This is a genomic window from Listeria farberi, from assembly GCF_014229245.1.
Lineage (GTDB): Bacteria > Bacillota > Bacilli > Lactobacillales > Listeriaceae > Listeria > Listeria farberi.
In genome coordinates this window covers 150596-173569 of the sequence record NZ_JAARZJ010000002.1, presented here as the reverse complement: position 1 = coordinate 173569, position 22974 = coordinate 150596, and the positions used below count along the sequence as shown (strand labels likewise).

The 22974-nt window shown below is 35.3% G+C and carries 20 protein-coding genes and 1 tRNA gene; 15 read left to right on the top strand and 6 right to left on the bottom strand.

The genetic code is table 11. The features are described 5' to 3' along the window. Positions 1–49 precede the first annotated feature (49 nt). Both HCB45_RS02680 and HCB45_RS02675 read left to right on the top strand, forming a co-directional pair. Positions 50–328, top strand: a complete 279-nt coding sequence (locus tag HCB45_RS02680) for a hypothetical protein (RefSeq protein WP_185618621.1) — start codon at positions 50–52, stop codon at positions 326–328. A 15-nt stretch (positions 329–343) separates the two neighbouring features. Next, on the top strand, positions 344–619 hold the full coding sequence (locus HCB45_RS02675; protein ID WP_185618619.1) for a DUF3116 family protein: 276 nt from the start codon (positions 344–346) through the stop codon (positions 617–619). Positions 620–642: 23 nt separating this feature from the next. Here the strand turns inward: HCB45_RS02675 and HCB45_RS02670 are convergent, their stop codons facing one another. The 3 genes from HCB45_RS02670 to HCB45_RS02660 all read right to left on the bottom strand — a co-directional run bounded on the left by HCB45_RS02670 (position 643) and on the right by HCB45_RS02660 (position 3583). Then, complete coding sequence (locus tag HCB45_RS02670; protein WP_312025794.1) at positions 643–1092, bottom strand: GNAT family N-acetyltransferase; 450 nt, start codon at positions 1090–1092, stop codon at positions 643–645. An 18-nt stretch (positions 1093–1110) separates the two neighbouring features. Beyond that, on the bottom strand, positions 1111–1812 hold the full coding sequence (locus HCB45_RS02665; protein WP_185618615.1) for an SGNH/GDSL hydrolase family protein: 702 nt from the start codon (positions 1810–1812) through the stop codon (positions 1111–1113). A gap of 91 nt (positions 1813–1903) precedes the next feature. After that, on the bottom strand, positions 1904–3583 hold the full coding sequence (locus HCB45_RS02660) for a DUF6044 family protein (protein WP_185618613.1): 1680 nt from the start codon (positions 3581–3583) through the stop codon (positions 1904–1906). Positions 3584–4071: 488 nt separating this feature from the next. Between HCB45_RS02660 and HCB45_RS02655 the strand changes: the two genes are divergently transcribed. The 6 genes from HCB45_RS02655 (at position 4072) to HCB45_RS02630 (ending at position 12308) form a co-directional block, all read left to right on the top strand. Then, the gene (locus HCB45_RS02655; RefSeq protein WP_185618611.1) at positions 4072–8763 is read left to right on the top strand and encodes a Cna B-type domain-containing protein; all 4692 of its coding nucleotides are present in this window, start codon (positions 4072–4074) and stop codon (positions 8761–8763) included. 91 nt (positions 8764–8854) lie between these two features. After that, a complete protein-coding gene (locus HCB45_RS02650; RefSeq protein WP_160464148.1) occupies positions 8855–9130 on the top strand; it encodes a hypothetical protein in 276 nt (91 codons plus the stop codon). Positions 9131–9313: 183 nt separating this feature from the next. Continuing rightward, positions 9314–10018, top strand: a complete 705-nt coding sequence (locus HCB45_RS02645) for an HAD family hydrolase (protein WP_185618608.1) — start codon at positions 9314–9316, stop codon at positions 10016–10018. Between the two features lie 110 nt (positions 10019–10128). Beyond that, complete coding sequence (locus HCB45_RS02640) at positions 10129–10545, top strand: Rrf2 family transcriptional regulator (RefSeq protein ID WP_185318126.1); 417 nt, start codon at positions 10129–10131, stop codon at positions 10543–10545. 13 nt (positions 10546–10558) lie between these two features. Then, on the top strand, positions 10559–11152 hold the full coding sequence (locus HCB45_RS02635) for a class I SAM-dependent methyltransferase (RefSeq protein WP_185618607.1): 594 nt from the start codon (positions 10559–10561) through the stop codon (positions 11150–11152). Between the two features lie 367 nt (positions 11153–11519). Next, positions 11520–12308: a hypothetical protein gene (locus tag HCB45_RS02630; RefSeq protein ID WP_185618605.1), complete on the top strand. Its 789-nt coding sequence runs from the start codon at positions 11520–11522 to the stop codon at positions 12306–12308. Between the two features lie 406 nt (positions 12309–12714). On the opposite strand, the gene HCB45_RS02625 is transcribed toward HCB45_RS02630, so the two are convergent. Beyond that, a tRNA-Ser gene (locus HCB45_RS02625) sits at positions 12715–12804 on the bottom strand. An 84-nt stretch (positions 12805–12888) separates the two neighbouring features. Between HCB45_RS02625 and HCB45_RS02620 the strand changes: the two genes are divergently transcribed. From HCB45_RS02620 to HCB45_RS02600, 5 genes are all read left to right on the top strand, one after another. Continuing rightward, positions 12889–13422 (top strand): DUF3267 domain-containing protein, encoded by a 534-nt coding sequence (locus HCB45_RS02620; RefSeq protein WP_185318129.1) that lies wholly within the window; start codon positions 12889–12891, stop codon positions 13420–13422. 63 nt (positions 13423–13485) lie between these two features. After that, a complete protein-coding gene (locus tag HCB45_RS02615; protein ID WP_185618603.1) occupies positions 13486–14403 on the top strand; it encodes an aldo/keto reductase in 918 nt (305 codons plus the stop codon). 265 nt (positions 14404–14668) lie between these two features. Further along, positions 14669–16546 carry a heavy metal translocating P-type ATPase gene (locus tag HCB45_RS02610; protein ID WP_185318131.1) on the top strand — a complete coding sequence of 626 codons (1878 nt, stop codon included), beginning with the start codon at positions 14669–14671 and terminating at the stop codon, positions 16544–16546. Between the two features lie 98 nt (positions 16547–16644). After that, the gene (locus tag HCB45_RS02605) at positions 16645–17373 is read left to right on the top strand and encodes a DUF2238 domain-containing protein (protein WP_185618601.1); all 729 of its coding nucleotides are present in this window, start codon (positions 16645–16647) and stop codon (positions 17371–17373) included. A gap of 143 nt (positions 17374–17516) precedes the next feature. After that, a complete protein-coding gene (locus HCB45_RS02600) occupies positions 17517–18167 on the top strand; it encodes a transaldolase family protein (RefSeq protein ID WP_185318133.1) in 651 nt (216 codons plus the stop codon). 38 nt (positions 18168–18205) lie between these two features. Here HCB45_RS02600 and HCB45_RS02595 read toward each other — a convergent pair whose 3' ends face one another. Next, a complete protein-coding gene (locus tag HCB45_RS02595) occupies positions 18206–20026 on the bottom strand; it encodes an LTA synthase family protein (protein ID WP_185618599.1) in 1821 nt (606 codons plus the stop codon). A gap of 234 nt (positions 20027–20260) precedes the next feature. Here HCB45_RS02595 and bcaP point away from each other — a divergent pair, with 234 nt between their 5' ends. Both bcaP and HCB45_RS02585 read left to right on the top strand, forming a co-directional pair. Then, positions 20261–21652: a branched-chain amino acid transporter BcaP gene (gene bcaP, locus HCB45_RS02590; protein ID WP_185318135.1), complete on the top strand. Its 1392-nt coding sequence runs from the start codon at positions 20261–20263 to the stop codon at positions 21650–21652. A gap of 88 nt (positions 21653–21740) precedes the next feature. After that, positions 21741–22580, top strand: a complete 840-nt coding sequence (locus HCB45_RS02585) for a VOC family protein (protein WP_185618598.1) — start codon at positions 21741–21743, stop codon at positions 22578–22580. Between the two features lie 82 nt (positions 22581–22662). On the opposite strand, the gene HCB45_RS02580 is transcribed toward HCB45_RS02585, so the two are convergent. After that, complete coding sequence (locus HCB45_RS02580) at positions 22663–22947, bottom strand: hypothetical protein (RefSeq protein WP_185618596.1); 285 nt, start codon at positions 22945–22947, stop codon at positions 22663–22665. Between the last annotated feature and the right edge of the window lie 27 nt (positions 22948–22974).

Here is a 22974-nt window from a genome sequence, read left to right as displayed (position 1 = left end):
GTTGTCATCCAATTTTATGTTAAGCTTAGAAGGAGTAGGAGGGGTTATGATGAAAAGGAACTGGCAAGATTTTGTTGCATTTTTACTAACAATCCTAACTGTAACTTGGATAGTTTTAACTTGGGGATTACATATTTCAGATATTGTACCAGGAGGAGAGAAAGGTATCTTTTATAAATTAATTCCACTTTTTTTAGGAATTATTTCAACAATTAGTGTCTTTTTTGTGAAAGAAAAATTGATAAAATGGATGTTGCTTGGTTTTAATATTTTATTCCTCATTTTAATTTATTTTGTATACCATATTGGGGAAATAGGGATGTTGTAAGCGGAGGTTGATAGAATGGATGAGCCTACGGAAGCGGTAATCTATCAAATTTTATCTAAAACAGAAGAAAAAAATGCGACGATGGATTACTTAGTTTTTGAAATGATGCAATTTCCGGGAGCCGCTGCATTTACGAAAAATGAATTACTTCTTGGCGTCTACTGGTTAGAAATGTTTCATTATATTTTTCGAAATACAGAAAATCACACTACAAGATATTTTCGAACAACAAAAGGTCATGAAAAATTGGCAGAATTAGAACTTGAAAAAAAGAAAGGCTTGAAGTCCTAAAAAATAGGACTTCAAGCCTTTCTTTATATATATTTTGCCATAGTGATGTCGGTATTTTTAAATCCAACTTTATTATACAATTTAATGGCGGTTTGGTTATGAGCGAAAACATGAAGTTCGATTTTAGTAATGCCCATTTCTTTTGCAAGAACATCTAGCGCCTCAAGTGTTTTCGTACCAAAACCTTTTCCTCGAAATGCTTCGAAAATCACAAATTCATAAATGAAAGCCTGTTTTTCATCGACATGAAACCATAAATAACCGATTTTTTGGTCAGTGAAAATACTATAGAGATGCTCATTCGGTGTAGTAATTCCGTCATATAGTAATTTGTTGAAAGAAGCTTTTGAATTGGTTAAGGCTTCCTCTTTGGTCCATGTGCCGGCTGCTATTTTTTCTGCGGCATAGTCTGGAATTGCTGTAGTTAAAAAATCTTCTAAATCAGAAGCGGTCATTTTTTGTAAATGTAAGATAGGATTTCCTCCTTTTATTTATGCTCGATGAAAACTTGCATATTGGATGAATTTACGTGACATTTTAATGTGGCCTGCTTCATTCGGATGAATGCCATCAGCGCAAAGTAAATTTTCATAATGGAATTCGGCAAGAAAGCTATCGCGAATATCGATAAGGTGGCTGCCTGTTTCGGCTGCAATCTGCGAAATAGCATTACTATATCTTTCTTGCCAGCGGTAAATCATCTCTACATCGCCGCCCAAAAATCGCAAAATATTATCTTTGTTCAGCCCATCTCTTGTAATGAAATCAAAATAACGTTTCGCGTGAAGAGGGGGCAATGTCATTAAAACAGGTTTAATATCCAGTTTTTTTAGTCGTGCAATCATTTCAAGAAGTTGGGTTTCAAAAATGTTAATTGGTGTACGCGGAATGTGTTCAGCTGTCGGATTTTCGGACACTTCTACCCAATTGAAATCACAGTCATTTCCGCCAAATTCGATAATGGCAATATCGTTTGTCGCATCTTTCGCTAAGTCTTTTGTCAGAATTTCGTGACCTTTTGTTATCGTTCGACCCATTGTGGAATGATTTTGAAAAGTTAGGCCAAGTTTTTCAGATGCTCGTTTAATGCAGTTGTTTTTAAGCAAAGTATAGCGGTTTTTTTCTGGATTGAAAAGAACGCCTTTCATAATACTATCGCCCCAAACACCAACTGACTGAATGGTTTTCTTCATAATCATCACTCCTTTCATTTATCATACCATAAAAAAAGAAAAAGACCCGGTTTGCATCCTAAAAAGAGGATTAAACGAGCCTTTCTGCTTCTTAATCTGTAACCTTATATAAATAAATTTTCCAGTAAGATGCTTTGTTATTAAATGCTTTTTCGAATGTTAGTCCAATATCAGAAGCATTGTCAATTGGAACGGCAGACAAGATATACTCGCCGCCAACTGCTTTAAATGCATCAATATTAAAGTCTAGTTTTTTAATATGCTTTTTCGAATCTTTGCCGAAATCGTAATTTTTCCCTAACTCAGCAGAAAATAAATAACAACGATTTCCCCAGTTATCATAATAATCTTTTAGAACGGGGCTTTTGTCTAGCTCTTTAGCGATGATTTTCCGAAAGGCTCTTTTATAAGCAAGCGGATAAGAATTAACATAGCCATCCACAGTGTAAAAGCTATTTTCTTGAGAAACAGATGGATGGAGTCCGATACTACCAACGCGGTAACTTGATTGTGGTTTACCGATATAGTTTTTAATTTCTGTAAATTGCTCTGTTGCATAAAATTGATTGATAGTAGGGGAACCATTTCCAACCCGGTAGTAAATCTCAGAGTTATTCGCGAAAACGACGACAAGTTGCAACACAATTGCTACATACGCTAATTTGCGCCACCAATTTCCTTTTTTGATTAAATAAGCGATTGCGATTGCGAATAAACCATAAAATAAAAACGGTTGTAAAAAATGGAATCGCGAAAAATTAAATGTCCGCATGATTTCTACATTTTCTTTGATCCAGTTCCAGCCACGATACCACCAAAAACCGTACCAAAATGATAAAAATACATTTAACCCTAATAACCATAAAAAAAGCTTTTCTTTAACCCATTCTCGATTAATAATGATTAACACAAGCACAAGTAATAATATGGGCAAAATAACATATCCAGCCAATGCCTGATCATGCGTATGCCCTAGAATGAAATTTTTAAAACTAAGTCGAATTGAACTTAAAAATGATAACCCTGGTAAACTAAATTCGCTTCTTGAATCTGGTATCGGGTTCAAAAACATTGCGTAAATAAAACGATAATTTACAAGTGCATACAACAAAACCATATAAATCATACTGAGCAAAAAGCGAATATTAACCTTCTTTTCCTTAATGACATCATATAACCAAATACAACTAACCATTACTAAAAAGAAACAAAATCCTAAAATTAGACTGGAATAAAATGGTAGCAGTGTCAGTATAATTATATTCCATATCCGCCGCTTGTTATTTCTAATGTTTAAAAATGCCCATAAAGCTAGTGGCATCCCTAGCGTACTAAGCATACCTGATGGCCAAAAAGGCGTGAGTGCAAAAGCTAAAGAAACAAAATAAAGTGGCACGAGATATTTTTTATCTTTTATAAGATAATCCCTTGCCCATAAAAACAATCCTAAAAATGCAAATACACGAGTAATCAACTGGCTCACCGCAAACGCAATAGGTGTACTGAAAATCATATAAAGCCAATCAATTCCAACAAATTCTGAATCAAATGAATCTCGTGGAACACTATCATCCATTATTTGATCAATATTTGCTGTCCCAACTTTGGCCGTATAGTCCCCGCTATCCAAGACCATTTTGTACCATGTTACATTAGAATCTAAATTATCATGTATCCGCACGTGACTATTCCCGCCAAGAATAAACAATGGAGCGACATAAATTACCAATAATAATACTGCAATAATTAGCCACTTATGCTTTTTCCACATAGTTCTCCTCCTTCTTTATCTCTACTATATATGTACCCAAGAAAACTATTTTCAATTATACCAAAAGAAACTACATTTGTTCATTATGAATTGTATTGTTAAGTCAGCAAAACCCAAGATTTTATAAGCTAAGTATGGAAGAGGAACGAATTTGGGTGAACTTATTTACTAGTCTTTTTTAGTACTAATTTAAGTTTACCTCGTGAAATAAATTTCTGTTTTTATCTTTACAAATGGCTTCATACCAACAGCAAATTCATTTATGTCAAAATAGACACAATTTAATTTGCTTTGGAGGAAATCCTGCTTTGTAATCTAGTTCTCTTAAGTGTTTTTAAATAGTATCATACTGGATAAGTATTGTAGCTTAGCATAAATTTTGGAAACAATAATTTACAAATAAGCAATACTACAAAAGGAGAATAACAAATATTACTTTAAAGTTTTGATGAAGTTAATTTGTTATGTTCCAGTGGGGGAGGATTACTATGTTGAAATATAATTGGCAAAAACTGTTTGTTGCAATCGTTGCGATAGCATTAGTTTTCCAATTAGTACCGTGGGCAAATATCTTTGCAGATGCTAACGGAAATAATCAAGAAACTGTAAGTACAAAAGAAAATAAAGAGAAGATAGATACTACAGTCCAAAATAATCAGCTATTAAAAAGCGGGACAAATTGGACGTTTTCAAATAAAGTAACTGATGTTAACGGGAATACAAAAGCAGAATACCAACCAGGAGATACTATCAAGTTGGCAGTAAGTATAGCGATCCCATCTTATTCGGAGTCGGTGTTAAATGATACGTATACATTTTGGATTCAAAAGTCCTTTTTCCAAGGAGATAAAGCAACCTTTGTTAATCCAGTGATTGACGGAATGACGCCGAAGCAGTATATATTCACAGAAGATTCCATCAAGAATCCTACTGGAAGCAAGATAATTGATGGAATTGAATATGTAGGTTATACACTTCAATTTAATAAAAACCCCGAAGTTTTAGAGAAGTATGCAAATGAGCCATTAACGAATGCAAAATTTGATATGTTCTTTACATTAAGCTCAACAATCTCTCAAAAAGATGTTTATACACCAATTATTATTGAAGATAATAGTGATATTAAGATTAGTGAAATTGAAATACCAGTAACGCCGATAACTCCAGATGACAAAGATGGAGTGATGCGTACAGTTAAGAAATTGGAATCTGCTTGGCGAATAGATTCAAATACTGGAAATTATATAAAAATAGCGGATAATCCTGAGAATTATGTTCCGCAAAATGGGGATTTGGTGTATTTCAATATTTATACAAATAACTATTCTGGAAAAACAGCAGTAGTTAGCAAAATGACGGATGAACTTCCTTCAGGTTACGCTATTCTTGAAGAAGATTCTACGGAATGGCAGGCGTTAATAAAGGCAAGCGGAAGTCAATTACAAAGAGGCTGGAAATTATCTGATGATCAAACGAACCTAGCACCAGGAGCAAAAAGATATGATTTTCCATATGATCCAGCAAAAGAATTTGCACCTAATGGAGGAGAGAATAGAGGACTTGCGGCTAAAGTAGTAGACGTAACCAAAGACTTAACTAATATTGCAAAAGTTCCTTCAGCTGGCGGAGAAGGTTCCACAGGGTCCGTAACTCCTAGTGGAGAAGATATTTATGATATGGCTTTAAAAACCAAAATTACTGAAACTTACGATAAAAATAATAAATTTGTAGGTAAAGTTGCTTCAGATGTTACACCTGTTTCTATTTCAGAAGGAGCAACAGTTAGTATTAATTATACAGCAGTTAACCAAGGCAATTATACGAAAAATAATGTAATCTATGCCTATATTCCAGCAGGTTTCGAACTAAATAACGAAACTGATACATTTAAAACAGCCAATCAAAAATGGAAATATGAAAAAACAGTTTCCAAAGATAAAGGAAATGGAGTATGGAGCGACATCAAAGTCTATTCTTACACATTACCAAGCGGGATAGAATCGGGCGGAAATAAATCTACTTTACTCTATGCAAAAGCACAAGGTATGCCAGATGATGGTTCATATGAGTCAACTGATTTTTATATAGCTGGAGAAATTGGCTCATTCTCTAATTTTAATGGGGATACTACGCTAGATGGAAGCATTACAGATGTAGATTCTACGCCAGATATGAATCCGGGTAATGATTTATTAAGTAACGTTGACGGAACAGTAAAACCAATTGATAACTTTGAAAAAGAAAAAGCACATGTAATTAATCAAAACGCCAAATCAACCACTGTTTTGCAGGATGAAGATGATTTTGATTATGATTATGTAAGTTTTATTGAACCACCAGTAGTGATTCCAACGAACGGTAAAATACTTGAGAAAAAACGCTTATCTGCCGCAAAAGCACAAGAAACTGCACGTAATTTGTTAGGTGTGGATATTGTTGGAAAAGAGTTAAAGGATTATGTTCCGCTAGCTGATGATGGAGTGATTACTTCTCCAAAAACATATATGGTTTATGAGATGGACATTAATCCAGATGGCATAAAAGATACACTAAATTCCACTATTACTGATACCTTACCAAAAGGGTTAAAAATGTTGGAATATGATATTAATAGTTTAAATTCAAGTAATAAACATATATATGGCTTTACAATGAATAAGTATGAGGGGACCCCGAAATATACCAATGCAGATGGAGATGATGTCATTGTTTATGAAGACGGATTATACTCTAGTAAGCAAGTCTGTATTGCGAATAGTACTTTAAATGATATCGGCGTTAGATATTTCGGAAATAATGCGGAAAAAATGGGTGTGACTGGTTCAGTAACAAATGATGCTCGTACATTAACACTTAATTTTGGACAGCCATCGACGGATCCGTTTTATAATGAAACAAAAGCTGCGTATAAAGTGTACATGATTGTCATTATTGATCCTAATGAAATTGATTACAGTAGTATCATGCAAAATAAAGCAACTTACACTTATAATGAAAAAGAAATTGTTTCTTATGAAAATAGTGAAATGAGTTGGGCTGCTGGCGGCGGGACTGCTTATGCTAAAAAATATGTTTTAGATGATAAAACGAATAATTATTTAGGGGGAAGTCAGTACAGCATTGCTACACCGGATGCTAATGGTAATCTATCTGTAGATTATAAAGTCCGTGTGAGAAGTGCTTATGAATTTGATAAAGCAGCTATTAATATTAACGATAAAATTCCGGCTTCCAACTTCAAATCTATTTCAAATGTGTCAATTAACGGATTTGAAGCAACAGCTAATACCGGTTTCTTACAAAATGGAGAGCTCGAATCTCCAAAAGCCTTAGATATAAGTGACTATGCTTTAGATGCTTCTGTAAATGGCGATGAATTAACTATCACCAATCCGATTGATATTCCTCAAATGCAACTTTATAATGTTTTATTTAAAGTAAATTATAAAGACGTGAAATTTGGAACAAAACTAGTTAACCGGGCAGCTGGTTCAGAAGTAAACACGGTAGTACCACTTAAATTAAATATATTGAAACAAGACGATATTAGCAAAGTGGCACTGACAGGCTATGAATTCAAAACTTACTATACCGATGAAAATGGGAAGGCAGATTTAACGAAGCCAGTAAAAGATATTAATGGCAATGAGATTACTATAACTGACACTACTGGTGCGGCTTCATTTATCCCAGATGGTTATAAGACTTCTGCCGCCAATCAAGAATGGCAAATAGCGCTTGTTGAAACAAAAACACCAACTGGTTATGAATCAAATGAAAACAAAGAATTCCCACTTACAGTAAAGAGTGATGAAGCAGGTAATTTGAGTATTTCAACTATTAATGAACCTAATTATAAAATAAACAATGATGTAAATGGTTCAACTACCGCTGTAATTGATAATCGTGCAGACGTAAAAATGATTGACGTGAATGGGGAAAAAACATGGACTGGTGATAAAGAATCCGACCGTCCAGATTCTATTGAAGTGCAGCTTTTACAAGATGGTGTAGCATATGGGAGTTCCGTGACGGTCACAAAAGCAGACGACTGGAAATACGAATTCAAAAATGTTCCAGAAACAAATGCAAATGGAGATAAATACACGTATACAGTACTAGAAAACACCGTCACTAACTATACAAGTACTGTTACTGGTCTCGATATCAACAACACATTAATTAAACCAGATATAAAAATGATTAATCTTGACGGTCAAAAAACATGGAAAAACGATACAGAGAACGACCGTCCTGCATCAATCGAAATTCAATTACAACAAAATGGTCAAGATTACGGTTTCCCAGTTACAGTTACAAAAGCTAATAACTGGAAATACGAATTTAAAAACTTGCCTGAAACAACCAATGATGGCGTAGCTTACACTTACACAGTTGTAGAGAAAGCCGTTTCTGGCTATGAAACAAAAGTTGATGGCATGAACATTATAAATACGAAGATAGATACACCTAAGACATCTGTTTCTGGTGAGAAAACATGGGAAAATGACACAGTTAAAGACCGTCCAAACTATATTGAAGTACAACTTTTACAAAACGGTCAAGCATATGGTGATTTGGTCAAAGTAACAAAAGAAAACGATTGGAAATACAGTTTTAAAGATTTGCCGAAAGCGGATGCTACGAATAAAGATTATCGTTACTCTGTTGCTGAAATAGCAGTTCCAGGTTATAAAACAACGACAGATGGAATGAACTTAACCAATACTAAAGTAACAGATGATAAAAATGTAACTACAGCAAGCGGTACAAAAACGTGGGTAGGTGACAATGCAAAAACACGCCCAAATTCCATCGAAGTCCAACTTTTACAAGATGGTAAAGCTTATGGAACGCCAATCAAAGTAACCAAAGAAATGAAATGGAAATACAGCTTTACTAATCTTCCAGAAAAAGACGCAACTGGCAAGAAATACAACTACACTGTGTCCGAAAAACAAGTAGCTGGATACAGCGCAAAAGTAAAAGGCATGGACTTAACGAACACAAAAACTACAACAATAACACCAAAAAATACAGATTCTACCAATAAAATTATTAAACCAAGTAAAACGAAAAAATTACCTGGAACCGGTGATGCAAATGGTATGTTGTTATTTGTTAGTGGAGTAGCCTTATTATTCCTAGGTCTATACCTTAAAAGAAAAAGTGTCAAATAAAGAGCGGAGTCGACCCAAGTAATTTTGGGTCGGCTTTTTTGAACGAATTAAAATCGGGTATATAAAAAGAAATGAAATGGGGGGCTTCATAATGAAAGAAGAACTACTACAAGCAATTGAAGTTGGAGAGCCAGTTTTACTTGTGACAGCTATTGGATACATTGTTGGGATTGTAGAAACTAAAGGAGAATTGATTCGTTTGGCCGATGTATATATTAATTGCATATCAGCTTCCCGAGTGAATCGCTTTAGTCGAGGCTTGGCAGTGAATATCAACCAAGTAATCGGTATGCAACTACTAAGTAAATCAGAAAAAGACGAAATGATTGGCGGCTGGAAAGCTTATGTGGCGCCAACAGCAGGGTGATAGAAATTAGGAAAAGTTATGAATAGCTTTGACGGTCAAAATATATCACCAAACATATCCACCACAATTGGATTTAAATAAAATAGCAAAATAAATGAGAGAGCCTTGGTATCATTCTTAGGCTCTTTCTACTTTTTTAATTTAATGGTAGAGTAAAAGAAGCGAATTTTGCAGGAGGAAATGATGATTAATTTAATTTTTGATATTGATGATACTGTCTATGACCAATTAAAACCATTTGAAGAGGCCTTTAAAACCATTTTTGGGAAAACTGACCGCCTGAAAATTGAAAATTTATATATTAAAAGTCGATTTTATAGTGATGAAGTGTATCACAAGGTTGTTCGAGGTGAAATGCCAAAAGCAGAAATGCACGTTTATCGAATTACACAAGCATTGAACGATTTTGATTACCAAATTACGAAAAAAGAAGCAGAAGCATTTCAACGCGCTTATGAACAAAACCAACGTAAAATCGAACTTTCCCCGGGAATTAAAAAAATCCTCACTTGGGCTAAAAAGAAAAATATAACGATGGGAATTATTACAAATGGCCCAAAAGACCATCAACAACACAAAATAAATGATTTACAAATAAACGACTATATTCCAGCTGAACATACTTTTATTTCTGGCGGAGTAGGTATCGAAAAACCAGATAAGAAAATATTTAAGCTAGTAGAGGAACAAATCGGCATTAATAGCGCGGAAACCTATTATATTGGTGATTCTTTTGAAAATGATGTGATCGGTTCAAAAAGTGCCGGCTGGAAATCAATTTGGCTGAACAGACGACAACACATACAACCTAAAAATGCCGCTTACCAACCAGATTATTGTATTAAAAATGAACAAGAACTAGCTGCTTTATTGCAAGATTTATTTTAAATGCTAAAATCTTTTCCTTTTTTAGGGGAAGGTTTTTTGTTGTAAATTGACAAATTTGTTTAATAAGGATATTATAGAGTTATTAAGTCTTTAATTAAGAAGGTGAAAGTATGAAATTTTCAAAAGCCACCAATTATGCGCTACATACGATGGTTTATTTAGCGAATTTGTCTCCAGAAAAATCTGTAGGCGTGAAAGAACTTGCGACAAAGCAAAATGTTTCGCCGACGTATCTTTCTAAAGTGTTAACAATGCTAGTAAAAGCTGGTTTCATTGAGTCAGTAACAGGTGTCAATGGCGGTTATAAATTAGCCGAACCAGCAAGTAGTATTAGTTTTTTAGATGTAATTCATGCTATTGAAGGGAAAGGCGCTTTATTTCACTGTGATCCTAAAAACCATAGCGAAAGTCAGCCGCACTGCTTAATCGGCGAAGTGATGAATAAAGCGGAGCAACAAATGGAAGACTATTTAAGCAAACAGACAGTAGGTAGTATTGTCGTAGAAATTGAAAAACATCAACATTAAAGGAGTGCTAAAAATGAATCACCACCATCACCACGGGGAAGCTGGTTTTAAGAGGAAAGTAGCTTATTTGGATCGACCAGAGCGAAGCGAAGTGCTGTCACCAGAGGAACTTTTACAAAAAGTCCCAATGGAAAAAACAGCGAGTATTTTAGATTTAGGAGCGGGAACAGGATTTTTAACGATTCCAGCCGCGAAATTGGTTGAAAATACCGTTTTTGCATTAGATTTAGATACGAAAATGCTAGAATTAATTGAGGCGAAAGCGAAAAAAGCTGAATTAACCAATGTAAAAACATTAGAAGTGAGCATGGATGATATTCCGCTTGAAGCTAGTTCGGTGGATGTTGTGCTGGCATCGCTCGTGTTACATGAAGCGGGTTCACTTCTGGATGTTTTGCGTGAAGTAAGTAGAGTCGTTAAACCAGGTGGCTACTTTGCTACCATAGAATTTGATACACAAGGAACGGATTTGAAAGGTCCCCCAATGGAAATTCAAATTTCAGCTGAGAAATTGAAGGAAGAGCTTGCAGAGGTTGGATTTGAAGTAGTACAGAACTGGGAGCTTGATGAGGGAATGTATGTGAGTATTGCGGAGAAGAAAGCTTGAATTTCGAGAAGTATAAATAGATAAAATTTGAAGAGTAAATTGAATAAATATAATATGTTATACATTCGATGCTCAATTATAAAGTTAATTTAGTGAAAAACTTAACAAATATATCAGATGTATTTGAACATTTGGTGTCTATTTTATAACTAATGCATAAAATAATGTATAAAAGCATAATAAACGTTTTTTTTTGAGAAACTTCTCGCAAAAGAATTCAAATCGAGTTGAAAATAAGGGCTTTACTAGCATAACTTTGTCGTTCATGACAAAAAATGGACATTTCATTACTTTTTTGGTTATACAGTAAGATTCTATAGTATGCTTTCTTTGTAACTAAATACACATAAAAAGGATGGAAAACTACATGAAAAAAAAGTTAGCAAGCAAGCTATGTAAAGGATTGGTTGTTGGAGCAATTTTTCTAAGCACCGTGAGTTTATCATTTTCACATGCAGTGAAAGCTGAAGAAGTAGAAGTTAAACCAGATGTAAAAATAACCAATGAAAAAGTAGAAGGTAATACAGAAAGTTATACTCTTGAGATAGAGGATCAAGAATTTGATTTTGAAATCGTGAAAGATGATGATTCATTTGTTTTAACTAGTTCAACAGAGGATGAAAAGCATAAATTTGAGTATGAAAAAGGGGATAATTATGCTGTGATGGATGGGGAAAAAGTAGAATTATCAATAGAAAATTTTAAAGAATCAGAATTCCTGGAAAATACGCAAGAACCAACTAAGCAGTTGCTAAAAGCTTCTTCACCATGGACACCTAAATATATGGGATCTGGAAGAGTTAATATAGCTAAAACAGTTAAAACAGTCCTAGCAATCGCTACTTTAATAAGTGGAGCTGTTGGAGTTGCAGGATTAGCAGGTGTTACAATCGCAAAGTCAGTAATAGTACAAGTTGTAAGTTCTTGGGCTAGTATTGTAGGTTTAGGTTCCCTATTAGATGGGCCTGTTTTTAGAGGGGCTGTGACATTTAAGCAATATAGGACTAGTGGGCTTGTGCCAACTGGCTATGGAAGTAAAAAATTATACGCGTTCAGATATCAAGATATAAGAAGTGTTGGTTCAGTTAAAAAGAAAGATATGAATAAACAGCTAAAAAGTGCAGGCAAATGGTTCTTTAACTCTACGCCATATTAAGTAATAAAAGGGGAGAATAATGAAAAAGTTAGTTATATGGTTTTTATTAATAATATATGCAGTAGTGTACTGTAATGTTATATTTAATGTAATTAAATATCAAGAAGGGTCATTCTTTTCTGTTTGGTTTCAAATAATTGCAGTATTTTGCTTTTTAGCTTCATGTTTATATTTTTATAAATGTAAGAAGTTTATACTAAGTGGTTTAACGGGGAGCCTTGTGTTTTTTTTCTTAGTTAGCATAGTCATTAGTTTATAATAATTTTCAAATTTAAAAGGTTTTTTTAAAATAGGTAATGGATATAATCACCTATTTTTTAAATACTTAATTAGGAGAACGCAAATAAAAAAGGTTGACTACTGTTCAAATAGTTTCTTGAGCAGTAGTCAACCTTTTTTATTTTTACGGAGAAACGGGGATTCGAACCCCGGCGCGGCATACACCGCCTAACAGATTTCGAGTCTGTCCCCTTCAGCCGGACTTGGGTATTTCTCCACTGTGACATAGAATGCCGACAAGAAGTATTGTATAATAATATTAACAAAAATACCAGTGTTTTTTATAAAAGGAGCGTGCTAAATGGAAAGAAAATTGGTTCAAGAAATTAATTTACTAGAAAATAAAAAATTGGTTATGAATTTGAATATTGTTGCGATTGTTATTGTGCTTGTATTAACTGTTTTAGGATTTGTTTTTTCAGGTGGTTTTGCAATTACGAATGCTTTTATGGGGATTATTTGGATGTTTGGTGGTTATGCAGTAGCTATTGTTCTTCATGAAGCTGTACACGGGATTTTCTTCAAAGCATTTTGTCCAAAAGCAAAAGTGAAATTTGGTTTTAAAAATGGGATGGCTTATGCGGGAAGTCCAGGAGCATTTTATTCGAGAGCACAATTCTTTATTATTTCGATTGCGCCATTTATCGTTCTTACGGGATTGTTCATTTTTCTGCGCTTTCTTGGAGTAAATGAAGCTGTTCTATATTTGATTTTTGCGCTACATACGTCTGGTTGCGTCGGGGACTTTTATTACTGCATTCTTTTGATTAATCAACCAGCCGGAATCGTTGTGGAGGATACGGATAAAGGAATTAGTTTTTATTCAGAAGGTTAAGTTTGGTAACGATTTCAACAAAGTGTTAGAATAAGGATATACTTTTAGAAAGAGGTGCTTGATTTGAAACGAATAACAATTGGAAATAGTGATTTAACAGCTTCAGAAATTTCGCTAGGATGTATGAGAATGGCAGATCTTAGTAAAGAAGAGGCGAATAAAGTAATTAATACAGCACTTGAAAACGGTATTGATTTTTTTGATCACGCGGATATTTATGGCGGCGGTAAATCAGAGGAAGTCTTTGCTGATGCAATTGATATGAATGCAACTGTTCGTGAAAAAATGATTCTTCAATCAAAATGCGGAATTCGTCAAGGATTCTTTGATTTTTCAAAAGAGCACATTATTTCTTCTGTGGAAGGTAGCTTGAAACGCCTGAAAACAGATTATTTAGATACACTATTACTTCATCGTCCGGATACACTTTTTGAACCAGAAGAGGTGGCAGCGGCTTTCACAGAGCTTGAAAAAAGCGGGAAAGTTCGTCATTTCGGTGTAAGTAATCAAAATCCCGGGCAAATCGAATTACTGAAAAAATACGTAGACCAAGAATTAATTGCCAATCAACTGCAATTTAGTATTATGCATACAGGAATGATTGATACTGGTTTTAACGTAAATATGACGATTGATCCTTCTCTTGATCGCGATGGCGGGATTTTGGAATATAGTCGCTTAAATAATATGACTATTCAAGCTTGGTCTCCGTTCCAATATGGTTTCTTTGAAGGTGTATTTTTAGATAACGATAAATTCCCTGAATTAAACAAAACAATCGATAAAATTGCTGCTGACAAAGGCGTGACTAATTCGGCAATCGCGGTTGCATGGATACAGCGTCACCCAGCAAGCTTCCAAACAGTGGTTGGTACAATGAATCCTGGAAGAATCGCTGATATTGCAAAAGCTTCTGATGTAACACTTAGTCGCGAAGAATGGTATGAAATTTACCGTGCGGCTGGAAACCAATTACCTTAAAGTAAACTGACACTTGGGCTTTTTGCTCAAGTGTTTTTTTATGTGCAATAATGATAGTGAAATTCATTCTCAATTATAAATTAATTTTATCAATTAGTTTGATATGATTTTTAAAAAATGCTATAATAACAAGTGAGTTAAAGCTATTTTCTTCGGAATTTAATTATAATAATTATTGTTTAATCTGTTTTTCGCACTTGCGAAAGCAGATTTTTGTGTTTTTTAGGGTAATGGGAATCATTATCATTTGGAGAGGATGAGTGTTATGAAAGACTGGATGGAGCGGAATTGGCAGTTTGTAACGACTGGTATTAGTGGGATTTTAATTGTTGTTGGTAGTTTAATCGGGAATGATGTCGGTGATTTTTGGACAGCGGTGATTTTCTTGAGTGCCTTTGTTATTGGCGGATTTGAACAAGCTAAGGAAGGGATAGAGGCGACGATTAAAACGAAAAAACTTAATGTAGAGCTTTTGATGATATTAGCGGCTACAGGGGCTTCAATTATCGGTTATTGGTTTGAAGGCGCCATACTTATTTTTATTTTCTCGGTTAGTGGGGCATTAGAAACATATACGACGAATAAAAGTAAGCGCGAAATCACGAAATTAATGGCTTTTCAACCAGAACGAGCTTTTCGTTTTCTTTCAAATGGTGATGTTGAAGAAGTGGCGGCAAAAGATTTGCAATTAGATGATAGAGTACTTGTTCGACCTGGGGAAAGTGTTCCAATTGATGGTGTGATTGTTCGTGGTTCAACAACTTTGAATGAAGCAGCAATCAATGGTGAATCGGTTCCAGTTGAGAAAGCTGTTGATGCTGAGGTGTTTGGTGGGACAGTTAATGTCAGCAGTGCTATCACCATTAAAGTAACGCAAACTTTTGATAATACGATTTTCAGCAAGATTATTCGCTTAGTAGAAACCGCCCAGAGTGAACCTTCAAAAACCGCTCGTTTTATTGAGCGATTTGAGGATGCGTATGTTAAAGCAGTATTATTATTTGTTTTAGTGATGATGTTTTTACCGCATTTTGCGCTCGGTTGGTCTTGGAATGAAACTTTTTATCGCGCGATGGTTTTACTTACTGTAGCTTCTCCATGTGCGCTAGTTGCTTCGGTGACTCCAGCGACTTTAGCAGCTATTTCTAATGGAGCGCGTCACGGAATTTTATTCAAAGGCGGCGTACACTTAGAAAATTTGCGCGGTGTAAAAGCAATTGCATTTGATAAAACAGGAACTTTGACAAACGGAACACCTGAACTAACAGACCAAATATTTAAGGAACACATCGATAAACAGCAAGTAATAAATGTGGCAGCAGCAATGGAGCGGCAGTCAATGCACCCATTAGCCGCAGCAATCACTAAAGCTTTGGATATAGAAGTAACGGATAAACTAACAGAAATAGAAGTAATAGATGTGCCGGGTTGGGGAGTGCAAACTAGTTACAAAGGCGAAACTTGGCAAGTCGGTAAAGCCGGTTATGTTGGGGTGGAAAATGCTGCCAAGTTTTCAAATGGCGCGTTTGAACGGCTTGCTAGCGAAGGGAAGACGATTGTATATGTCGCTAAAGCAGGCGAAATACTTGCAATGTTTGCACTCAAAGACACTTGCCGACCTGAGGCGATTCGGACCATTCAAGCTCTAAAAGCAAAAGGTATTAAAACAATTATGGTGACAGGAGACAATGCACAAACTGGCGCTGCAATACAAGCTGAACTTGGTATGGATAGGGTTGTTGCCGGTTGTTTACCTGAGAAAAAAGTAGATGTTTTAAAAGAACTGTCCATTACTTACGGAAGCGTGGCAATGGTTGGGGATGGAATCAATGATGCTCCTGCTCTAGCTCATGCGACTATTGGCATTGCGATGGGAGAGGGCACAGATATTGCAATGGAAACAGCAGATGTTGTCTTAATGAAGAATGATTTAGAAAAGATTCCATATGCTTACAGGCTTTCCGAACGACTTCACTGGATTAGTTGGCAAAATATTTGTTTTGCTATTGCTGTAATTGTTCTTTTAATCATAGCGAATGTTTTTCAAGCAATCAATTTGCCGTTTGGAGTAGTGGGGCATGAAGGAAGTACGATTTTAGTTATTTTAAATGGGCTTAGACTACTTAAATCCAACCGGAAATAGTGATTCATTTGACTGCTCGTCTATCTCTAGTCTAAGATAGATGAGCAGTTTCTTTTTAGAAAAAAAGGGGTATTGCATGATAGATTGGAGATGAGCGCATGAGAAAGATTAACTGGACACAATGGATAGCACTGTTTGTTTTTGCATCAATGGGAATTTCAGTCGTTTTTACTATCTATGAAATTTTTACAGCGCCGATAAAGCAACCAGCAACTGGGCCGCATGTGACATTACGAGGGGATTATATCTTTTTACTATTTGAAATTTTACTAGGAATTTTTATTTTGTTATTACCTTCGATTATTGCACGACGTTTTAAATTTGAAATACCTGGACTTGTTTATATTTTGTTTATTGTTTTTTTGTACGGCTCGATTTATCTTGGAACCGTTCAAAAATTCTATTCAACCGTGCCGCACTGGGATAAAATCTTACATACTTTTAGTGGGGCAATGCTCGGAGCTATTGGCTTTTCGTTCGTTAGCTTGTTAAACGCGAATGATAAAGTAGTGATGAAACTGAAGCCTGGTTTTATCGCTGTCTTTGCATTTTGTTTTGCTGTGACGATGGGGGCATTCTGGGAAGTGTATGAATATACTTTTGACGGGATTATGAACTTAAATATGCAACGCTACAACCTGTCAAACGGTACACCACTAAATGGTCGAGCAGTTCTAGAAGATACGATGACAGACATCATTGTTGATATTATAGGTGCGCTATTCATCGTCATTGTTGGCTATTTCGCACTGAAAAAAGGTCGTCCTTGGATGGAACGTTTTGAATTTAAACGAAAAAATTGGAAAAAAGAACCCAAGAAAAAATAAAATAAAAAAAGCATTTGAGTAAGTTCAAATGCTTTTTTAGTTGCACAAAATCGCCGACAACTTTGGGGCCATGAAATGATTGACTGCTTCTTAGAACTTTTCTACACTTAAATTGAGAAGAAAACTTTTAAAGGAGTGAGGAAATGTTTTTAGATACAGGGAATTTAGAGGAAATAAAGAAAGCGCTTCAATTTCCGTTTTTTGAAGGTGTAACTACAAATCCAACCATTTTACTGAAAGAAAATCAGCCAAGGAAAACCCATATTGCTCACATTCCAGCAAAATTAGTATTTGTTCAAGCCGCGGGATTAACAGAAGAAGAAATTTGGGAAGATGTACTGCGGATTCAAGAAATTAAGCCAGCTGAAGGATCTGTTATTGGCTTGAAAATTCCTGCTCATGAAGCTGGAGTAAAAGTTATTGCTAGAGTTCGCGCTAAGTTTCCGGAAGCGATTATTTTAGCAACGGCAATTTTTTCATCTGAGCAAGGTTATATAGCGGCTCTTTCTGGGGCAGACTATTTAGCACCATACTATAACCGCATGGAAGTAAGCGGGTTAGATGCAGCAAAAACGATCGAAGAATTGCGCTATGTTCTAGATTTACAAGGTCTTGAAGATGTAAAAATCATGGGGGCGAGCTTTAAAAACAGCCGTCAAATTATGCAAGCATTAGCGAGTGGAGCGGACACAGTGACAATTGGTTATGATTTGTTCTTACAAATGATGAATAAACCACTGGCGCTCGAAAGCATTGAAAAATTTAACGAACATAATGCAGCTTTACCTAAATGAAAAAAAGTAAGTATCCAATATCATGGATACTTACTTTTTTATTTGTCCTCATCACGTAACGGTAAGTTGTTTACGTAACTATCAGAATACTGTAAGAGTTTGCGACTTGTATCGAATCTTTTCTTCACTTCTTCTGAAAGTTCTTTATTTGTTCCATTATAATTTGTTGCTGCCCCTGTTTCGAAACTCTCGTCGGGCTGATACATGTAAGAATCAGTAAAGTAGCTTCCTTCAGGCATAGTGTATCGTTCGGGAACATAATTGTTTGTTGAATTAAGAATATCCGTACCAAACATTATTTGATTGCCTGTATTAATACCTAATAAATTCATCACAGTTGGCATAATATCAATTTCGCCGCCAACATTTTTGATTTCGCCAGGATTTTTCATTCCTGGATAATGTAAGAAGAATGGAATACGATAATCATCTGCTGGATCTGCCTTAAGCTCCGTAGAACGATTAACATATTTTTTTTGCTCTTCAGGGAGTTGATCTGTTTTGATAATATGATGGTCACCGTAGAAAACAACTACAGAATCCTCCCAAATGCCGCTGTCTTTTAATTTTTGAATAAAATCACCAAGCTGTTTATCCGCATAATGAACTGCTTCAAAATAATTGCCAAGTTCTGTATCTTTTAAGTCACTTGGTAAGTTGATTTCTTGTTTTTCTTCTGGAATGTTAAATGGCATATGACTACTTACACTAATTAATTGCGCATAAAATTTTTGATTGTTTTTATATTGCTGTTCTAGGATGGGGAACGCTTTGTTATATAATACTTCATCGCTTGGAGAGAAGCCAATTACATCTTCATCACCAAAGAATTTACGATCATAAAATTTATCAAAACCAACTGCAGGATAAAATTCATCTCGATTATAAAAACTAGCGTCATTTGTATGGAAAGTGGATGTTGTATAATCATTTTTACCAAGTAGTCGAGGCATAGATGGAATGACACGGTCGCCGTAAGTTTGGGTATTTGTGTAGTAACCGCTTGGGAAAGTCGATGTATAAACAGACCATTCTGCATCAGCTGTATTTGATTTAGAAACTGTTTGGAAAAATTTATTGGAATACATTGTTTCGTTTTGTAAACTATCTAGCGTAGGAGTGATCGATTGTCCATCAATTTTAATATTAGTTAAGTTACGCTGAAATGATTCTAATTGCACGATAATTAAGTTTTTCCCTTTGGCGGCTCCGAAGTAATCAGGTTTTTCTTTTAGGTTCACGCCTTTAATATCACGAACATTTTTTGCTGTAATATCTGCAGCTTTCACGTGATCAGTTCCAGCAAGAGCAGTACTAATATTAAATGTAAAAATCCCCATCCGCTTTGCTCGTTTCGAATCGCTAATAATATTTTGTTGCATCATGAAATAAGTAAATCCACTAAGCATTAGCAAAGTACTTAAAAAAGATACACCATAAATACGTTTAGTTAGGCGGAATGATGGAAATTCATGGCCTTTTTTTATGTTGAAGTAGAGGATAAATGGCAGTAATATAATATCCATGATGTAAAGCCAATCAGTTCCACTGAGTAAACTAGAAGCGCTTGTTTTTACAACACCAACTTCGCCGATAAGCGAGAAACTATGATACGTAGGCACTTCATTATAAAAGCGGGCATAAAGTACACAAACAAGCATAAGAATGCCGATAAATAAAGACATTCCAGCATACCAATAAACGTGAGAACGAACCGGAGCAAATAAATGAATTAAGCCAAGAAGTAATACGATAAACAGCAGGTCCATTCCGAGCGCCAAGAAATTGGGGTCTTTAAAAATCTGGAAATAGGCAAAAGTGAACTTACTAATAATTAATAAAAAATAAAATAAAATCAATTGAATTCCTCTTTCTAGCATGCTTTGTGCCGAATACGCACAAATCCATTCTCTCTAATTTTAGCCTAATCATGCTTACAGTGCAAATCATGAAAGATGATTCAGATATATATGGGTAATAGGTTCTAGTTTAGGAAGTTATAATTAGTTTTTGTATTTTTTTTCACAATTCTATTGACCTTTAAAGCGTAAAAGTATACTATTTTAGAAGATCGTAAAAAGGTAGGCGACAAAATGAATTCATTGTTTAGAAGAAAACCGATAGAAGATTTAATGCATAATAAAAGTGGAAGCATCCATTTAAAGCAAACGTTAGGACCACTAGATTTAACTTTACTAGGTGTTGGAGCAATTGTTGGAACCGGGATTTTTATTTTACCTGGTACTGTAGCTGCAAAAAATGCTGGACCGGCGATTATATTTTCTTTTGTCATTGCTGCGATTGTTTGTGCGATTGCTGCGATGTGTTATTCAGAGTTTGCATCTAGTGTTCCGGTTGCAGGGAGCGCTTATACATACGGCTATGTTGTCTTTGGCGAGTTAATCGGCTGGTTGCTTGGCTGGGCACTTATTTTAGAATACGGGCTTGCTGTGGCATCTGTCGCAAGTGGCTGGTCTTCTTATTTAAATGCGTTACTTTCAGGTTTTCATATTTCCATCCCTGAAGCAGTATCTGGGTCTTTTAATCCAGAAGTAGGTACATTTATTAATTTGCCGGCAATTATTATCGTTTTAGTGATAGCTTTCTTATTAACACTTGGAATAAAAGAATCAACACGTGTGAATACAATTATGGTAGCCATCAAAGTAGGTGTTATTTTACTTTTCTTAGTAGTTGGCGTATTTTATGTGAAACCAGATAATTGGCAACCATTTATGCCGTTTGGGATTAGTGGTGTAATGAACGGAGCTGCACTTGTATTCTTTGCTTATTTAGGCTTTGATGCTGTTTCCTCCGCCGCAGAAGAAGTGAAAAACCCGCAACGAACTATGCCGATTGGGATAATAGGATCGCTACTTATTTGTACTATTTTATATGTAGCTGTTTCAGCTGTTCTAACTGGAATGGTACCATATACTGCTTTAAATGTTACTGATCCAGTGGCTTATGCTTTGCAAGTGATTAATCAAGATTGGGTGGCTGGTATTGTATCACTCGGAGCTGTAGTTGGTATGATTACAGTTATTTTAGTAATGAGCTACGGTGCTACAAGATTGATTTTTGCAATGGGACGTGATGGTTTATTACCAAAAGTACTAGCAGAAATTAATCAAAAATATCAAACCCCAGTCAAAAACACCTGGATTTTTGCAGTCATTGTGGCAATTATTAGTGGACTTGTACCACTTGATAGATTGGCTGAATTAGTCAATATTGGAACTCTCTTAGCATTTATGATGGTGTCTATCGGAATTATTTTCTTGCGCAAAAATAATTCCATTCAACAAGCAGGCTTCAAAGTGCCATTTTATCCTGTGCTACCAATAATCTCATTTTTACTATGCGCCTTTCTCATAAGCCGCTTATCTGTTCACACTTGGATTCTTTGCGGGATTTGGTTTGTAATCGGATTAATTGTGTACTTTGCATATGGTAGAAAACATAGTGAATTACTTAAAAAATAATTAACTTACTTTTTGTAAGTCGTTTTGTTGGTATTTGGACGCTCCTTGTGTTGTAATGAATGTATTACAATAAAAGGAGCGTTTTTACATGGTGAAAATTAATGAAAAATTACGATTAGGCGAAGTTGTCTTAAATGTAGGTCATTTAAAAGAGATGGCAGGTTTTTATCAAGAAGTAATTGGTCTAACTTTATTAGAAGAAAATGATCGAATGGTGAGATTAGGAGTAAATGGTTCGAATGAGGCATTACTAGTTCTAAAAAAAATAGAGGGTGCCGTTGTTCCAGAAGTACCGAGGATTGGATTATTCCATACTGCATTTTTATTACCAAGTCGAGAAAGTTTAGCAGATGTACTCGTGCATTTAGCTCAGTCAGGTTATCCGATTGACGGAGCGGGGGACCATGCATATAGTGAGGCGCTTTACTTACATGATATTGAAGGAAACGGTATTGAAATTTACGCTGATCGGCCAAAAAATAGTTGGATGCGTGATAGTGCTGGGAATTTACCCATGGTAACAGAGCAAGTAGATGTGGATGACTTATTAAAAATCGCAACTGGAAAACCTTTCACTGGAATGCCAAGTGGGACAAGTATCGGACATGTTCATTTACAGGTAGCTGATGCAGACAAGGCAGAGCAATTTTATAAAGAAGCGCTTGGCATGAATTTAACAACAGCCATTCCATCAGCAAGATTTTTTGCAGCAGGTGATTATCATCATCATATTGGCTCAAATATGTGGGCTGGGCGTAATTTGGAAAATCGTCGTGAGAATGAAGTTGGCCTAGCTTGGTTTACAATTACCACCCCAGACAAAGAAGCGATAACAACGAATTTAAAGCAACAAGGTTATGAAGTAAAACAATTAGACGAAGCAATTTCAGTTACCGATTCAAATGGAATTATGATACACTTTAAATAAAAAAAGAACTGTTTAAGCGAAAAATGAGCTTAAACAGTTTTTTGATGCGATAATAAGGGAAAGGTAGATTAGATTATTTATTTTAATGTTTTCGTTGGATTGTTTTCTTGAAAAGCCAGTTGCTTGATTGGAAAAGTGTTAAAGCGATTAAAACTACGCCGATTCCAAGATTTAAATATGAAAGAGCTAAAGCTGCATTATCTGGAAATGAATTTTGTACAAGGATAAAAATGATAAAGAAACCGCTGTTTGCACAAAAAGCAATCCAAAACCAAGATAAGCCACCTAGTTTACCAACTATAAAAGATAGTCCTGAGATAATTGCTGCTAAAACAACTCCAGTAAGTATCATTGACATAAATTCCATTTTCATCGCTCCTTCGTCATAAATGAA

Bases quoted from the DNA above. Each gene is read 5' to 3' on its own strand.
- HCB45_RS02680 (WP_185618621.1), top strand. From the start codon at position 50: ATGAAAAGGAACTGGCAAGATTTTGTTGCATTTTTACTAACAATCCTA.
- HCB45_RS02675 (WP_185618619.1), top strand. From the start codon at position 344: ATGGATGAGCCTACGGAAGCGGTAATCTATCAAATTTTATCTAAAACA.
- HCB45_RS02665 (WP_185618615.1), bottom strand. From the start codon at position 1,812: ATGAAGAAAACCATTCAGTCAGTTGGTGTTTGGGGCGATAGTATTATG.
- HCB45_RS02660 (WP_185618613.1), bottom strand. From the start codon at position 3,583: ATGTGGAAAAAGCATAAGTGGCTAATTATTGCAGTATTATTATTGGTA.
- HCB45_RS02655 (WP_185618611.1), top strand. From the start codon at position 4,072: ATGTTGAAATATAATTGGCAAAAACTGTTTGTTGCAATCGTTGCGATA.
- HCB45_RS02650 (WP_160464148.1), top strand. From the start codon at position 8,855: ATGAAAGAAGAACTACTACAAGCAATTGAAGTTGGAGAGCCAGTTTTA.
- HCB45_RS02645 (WP_185618608.1), top strand. From the start codon at position 9,314: ATGATTAATTTAATTTTTGATATTGATGATACTGTCTATGACCAATTA.
- HCB45_RS02640 (WP_185318126.1), top strand. From the start codon at position 10,129: ATGAAATTTTCAAAAGCCACCAATTATGCGCTACATACGATGGTTTAT.
- HCB45_RS02635 (WP_185618607.1), top strand. From the start codon at position 10,559: ATGAATCACCACCATCACCACGGGGAAGCTGGTTTTAAGAGGAAAGTA.
- HCB45_RS02630 (WP_185618605.1), top strand. From the start codon at position 11,520: ATGAAAAAAAAGTTAGCAAGCAAGCTATGTAAAGGATTGGTTGTTGGA.
- HCB45_RS02620 (WP_185318129.1), top strand. From the start codon at position 12,889: ATGGAAAGAAAATTGGTTCAAGAAATTAATTTACTAGAAAATAAAAAA.
- HCB45_RS02610 (WP_185318131.1), top strand. From the start codon at position 14,669: ATGAAAGACTGGATGGAGCGGAATTGGCAGTTTGTAACGACTGGTATT.
- HCB45_RS02605 (WP_185618601.1), top strand. From the start codon at position 16,645: ATGAGAAAGATTAACTGGACACAATGGATAGCACTGTTTGTTTTTGCA.
- HCB45_RS02600 (WP_185318133.1), top strand. From the start codon at position 17,517: ATGTTTTTAGATACAGGGAATTTAGAGGAAATAAAGAAAGCGCTTCAA.
- bcaP (WP_185318135.1), top strand. From the start codon at position 20,261: ATGAATTCATTGTTTAGAAGAAAACCGATAGAAGATTTAATGCATAAT.
- HCB45_RS02585 (WP_185618598.1), top strand. From the start codon at position 21,741: ATGGTGAAAATTAATGAAAAATTACGATTAGGCGAAGTTGTCTTAAAT.
- HCB45_RS02580 (WP_185618596.1), bottom strand. From the start codon at position 22,947: ATGGAATTTATGTCAATGATACTTACTGGAGTTGTTTTAGCAGCAATT.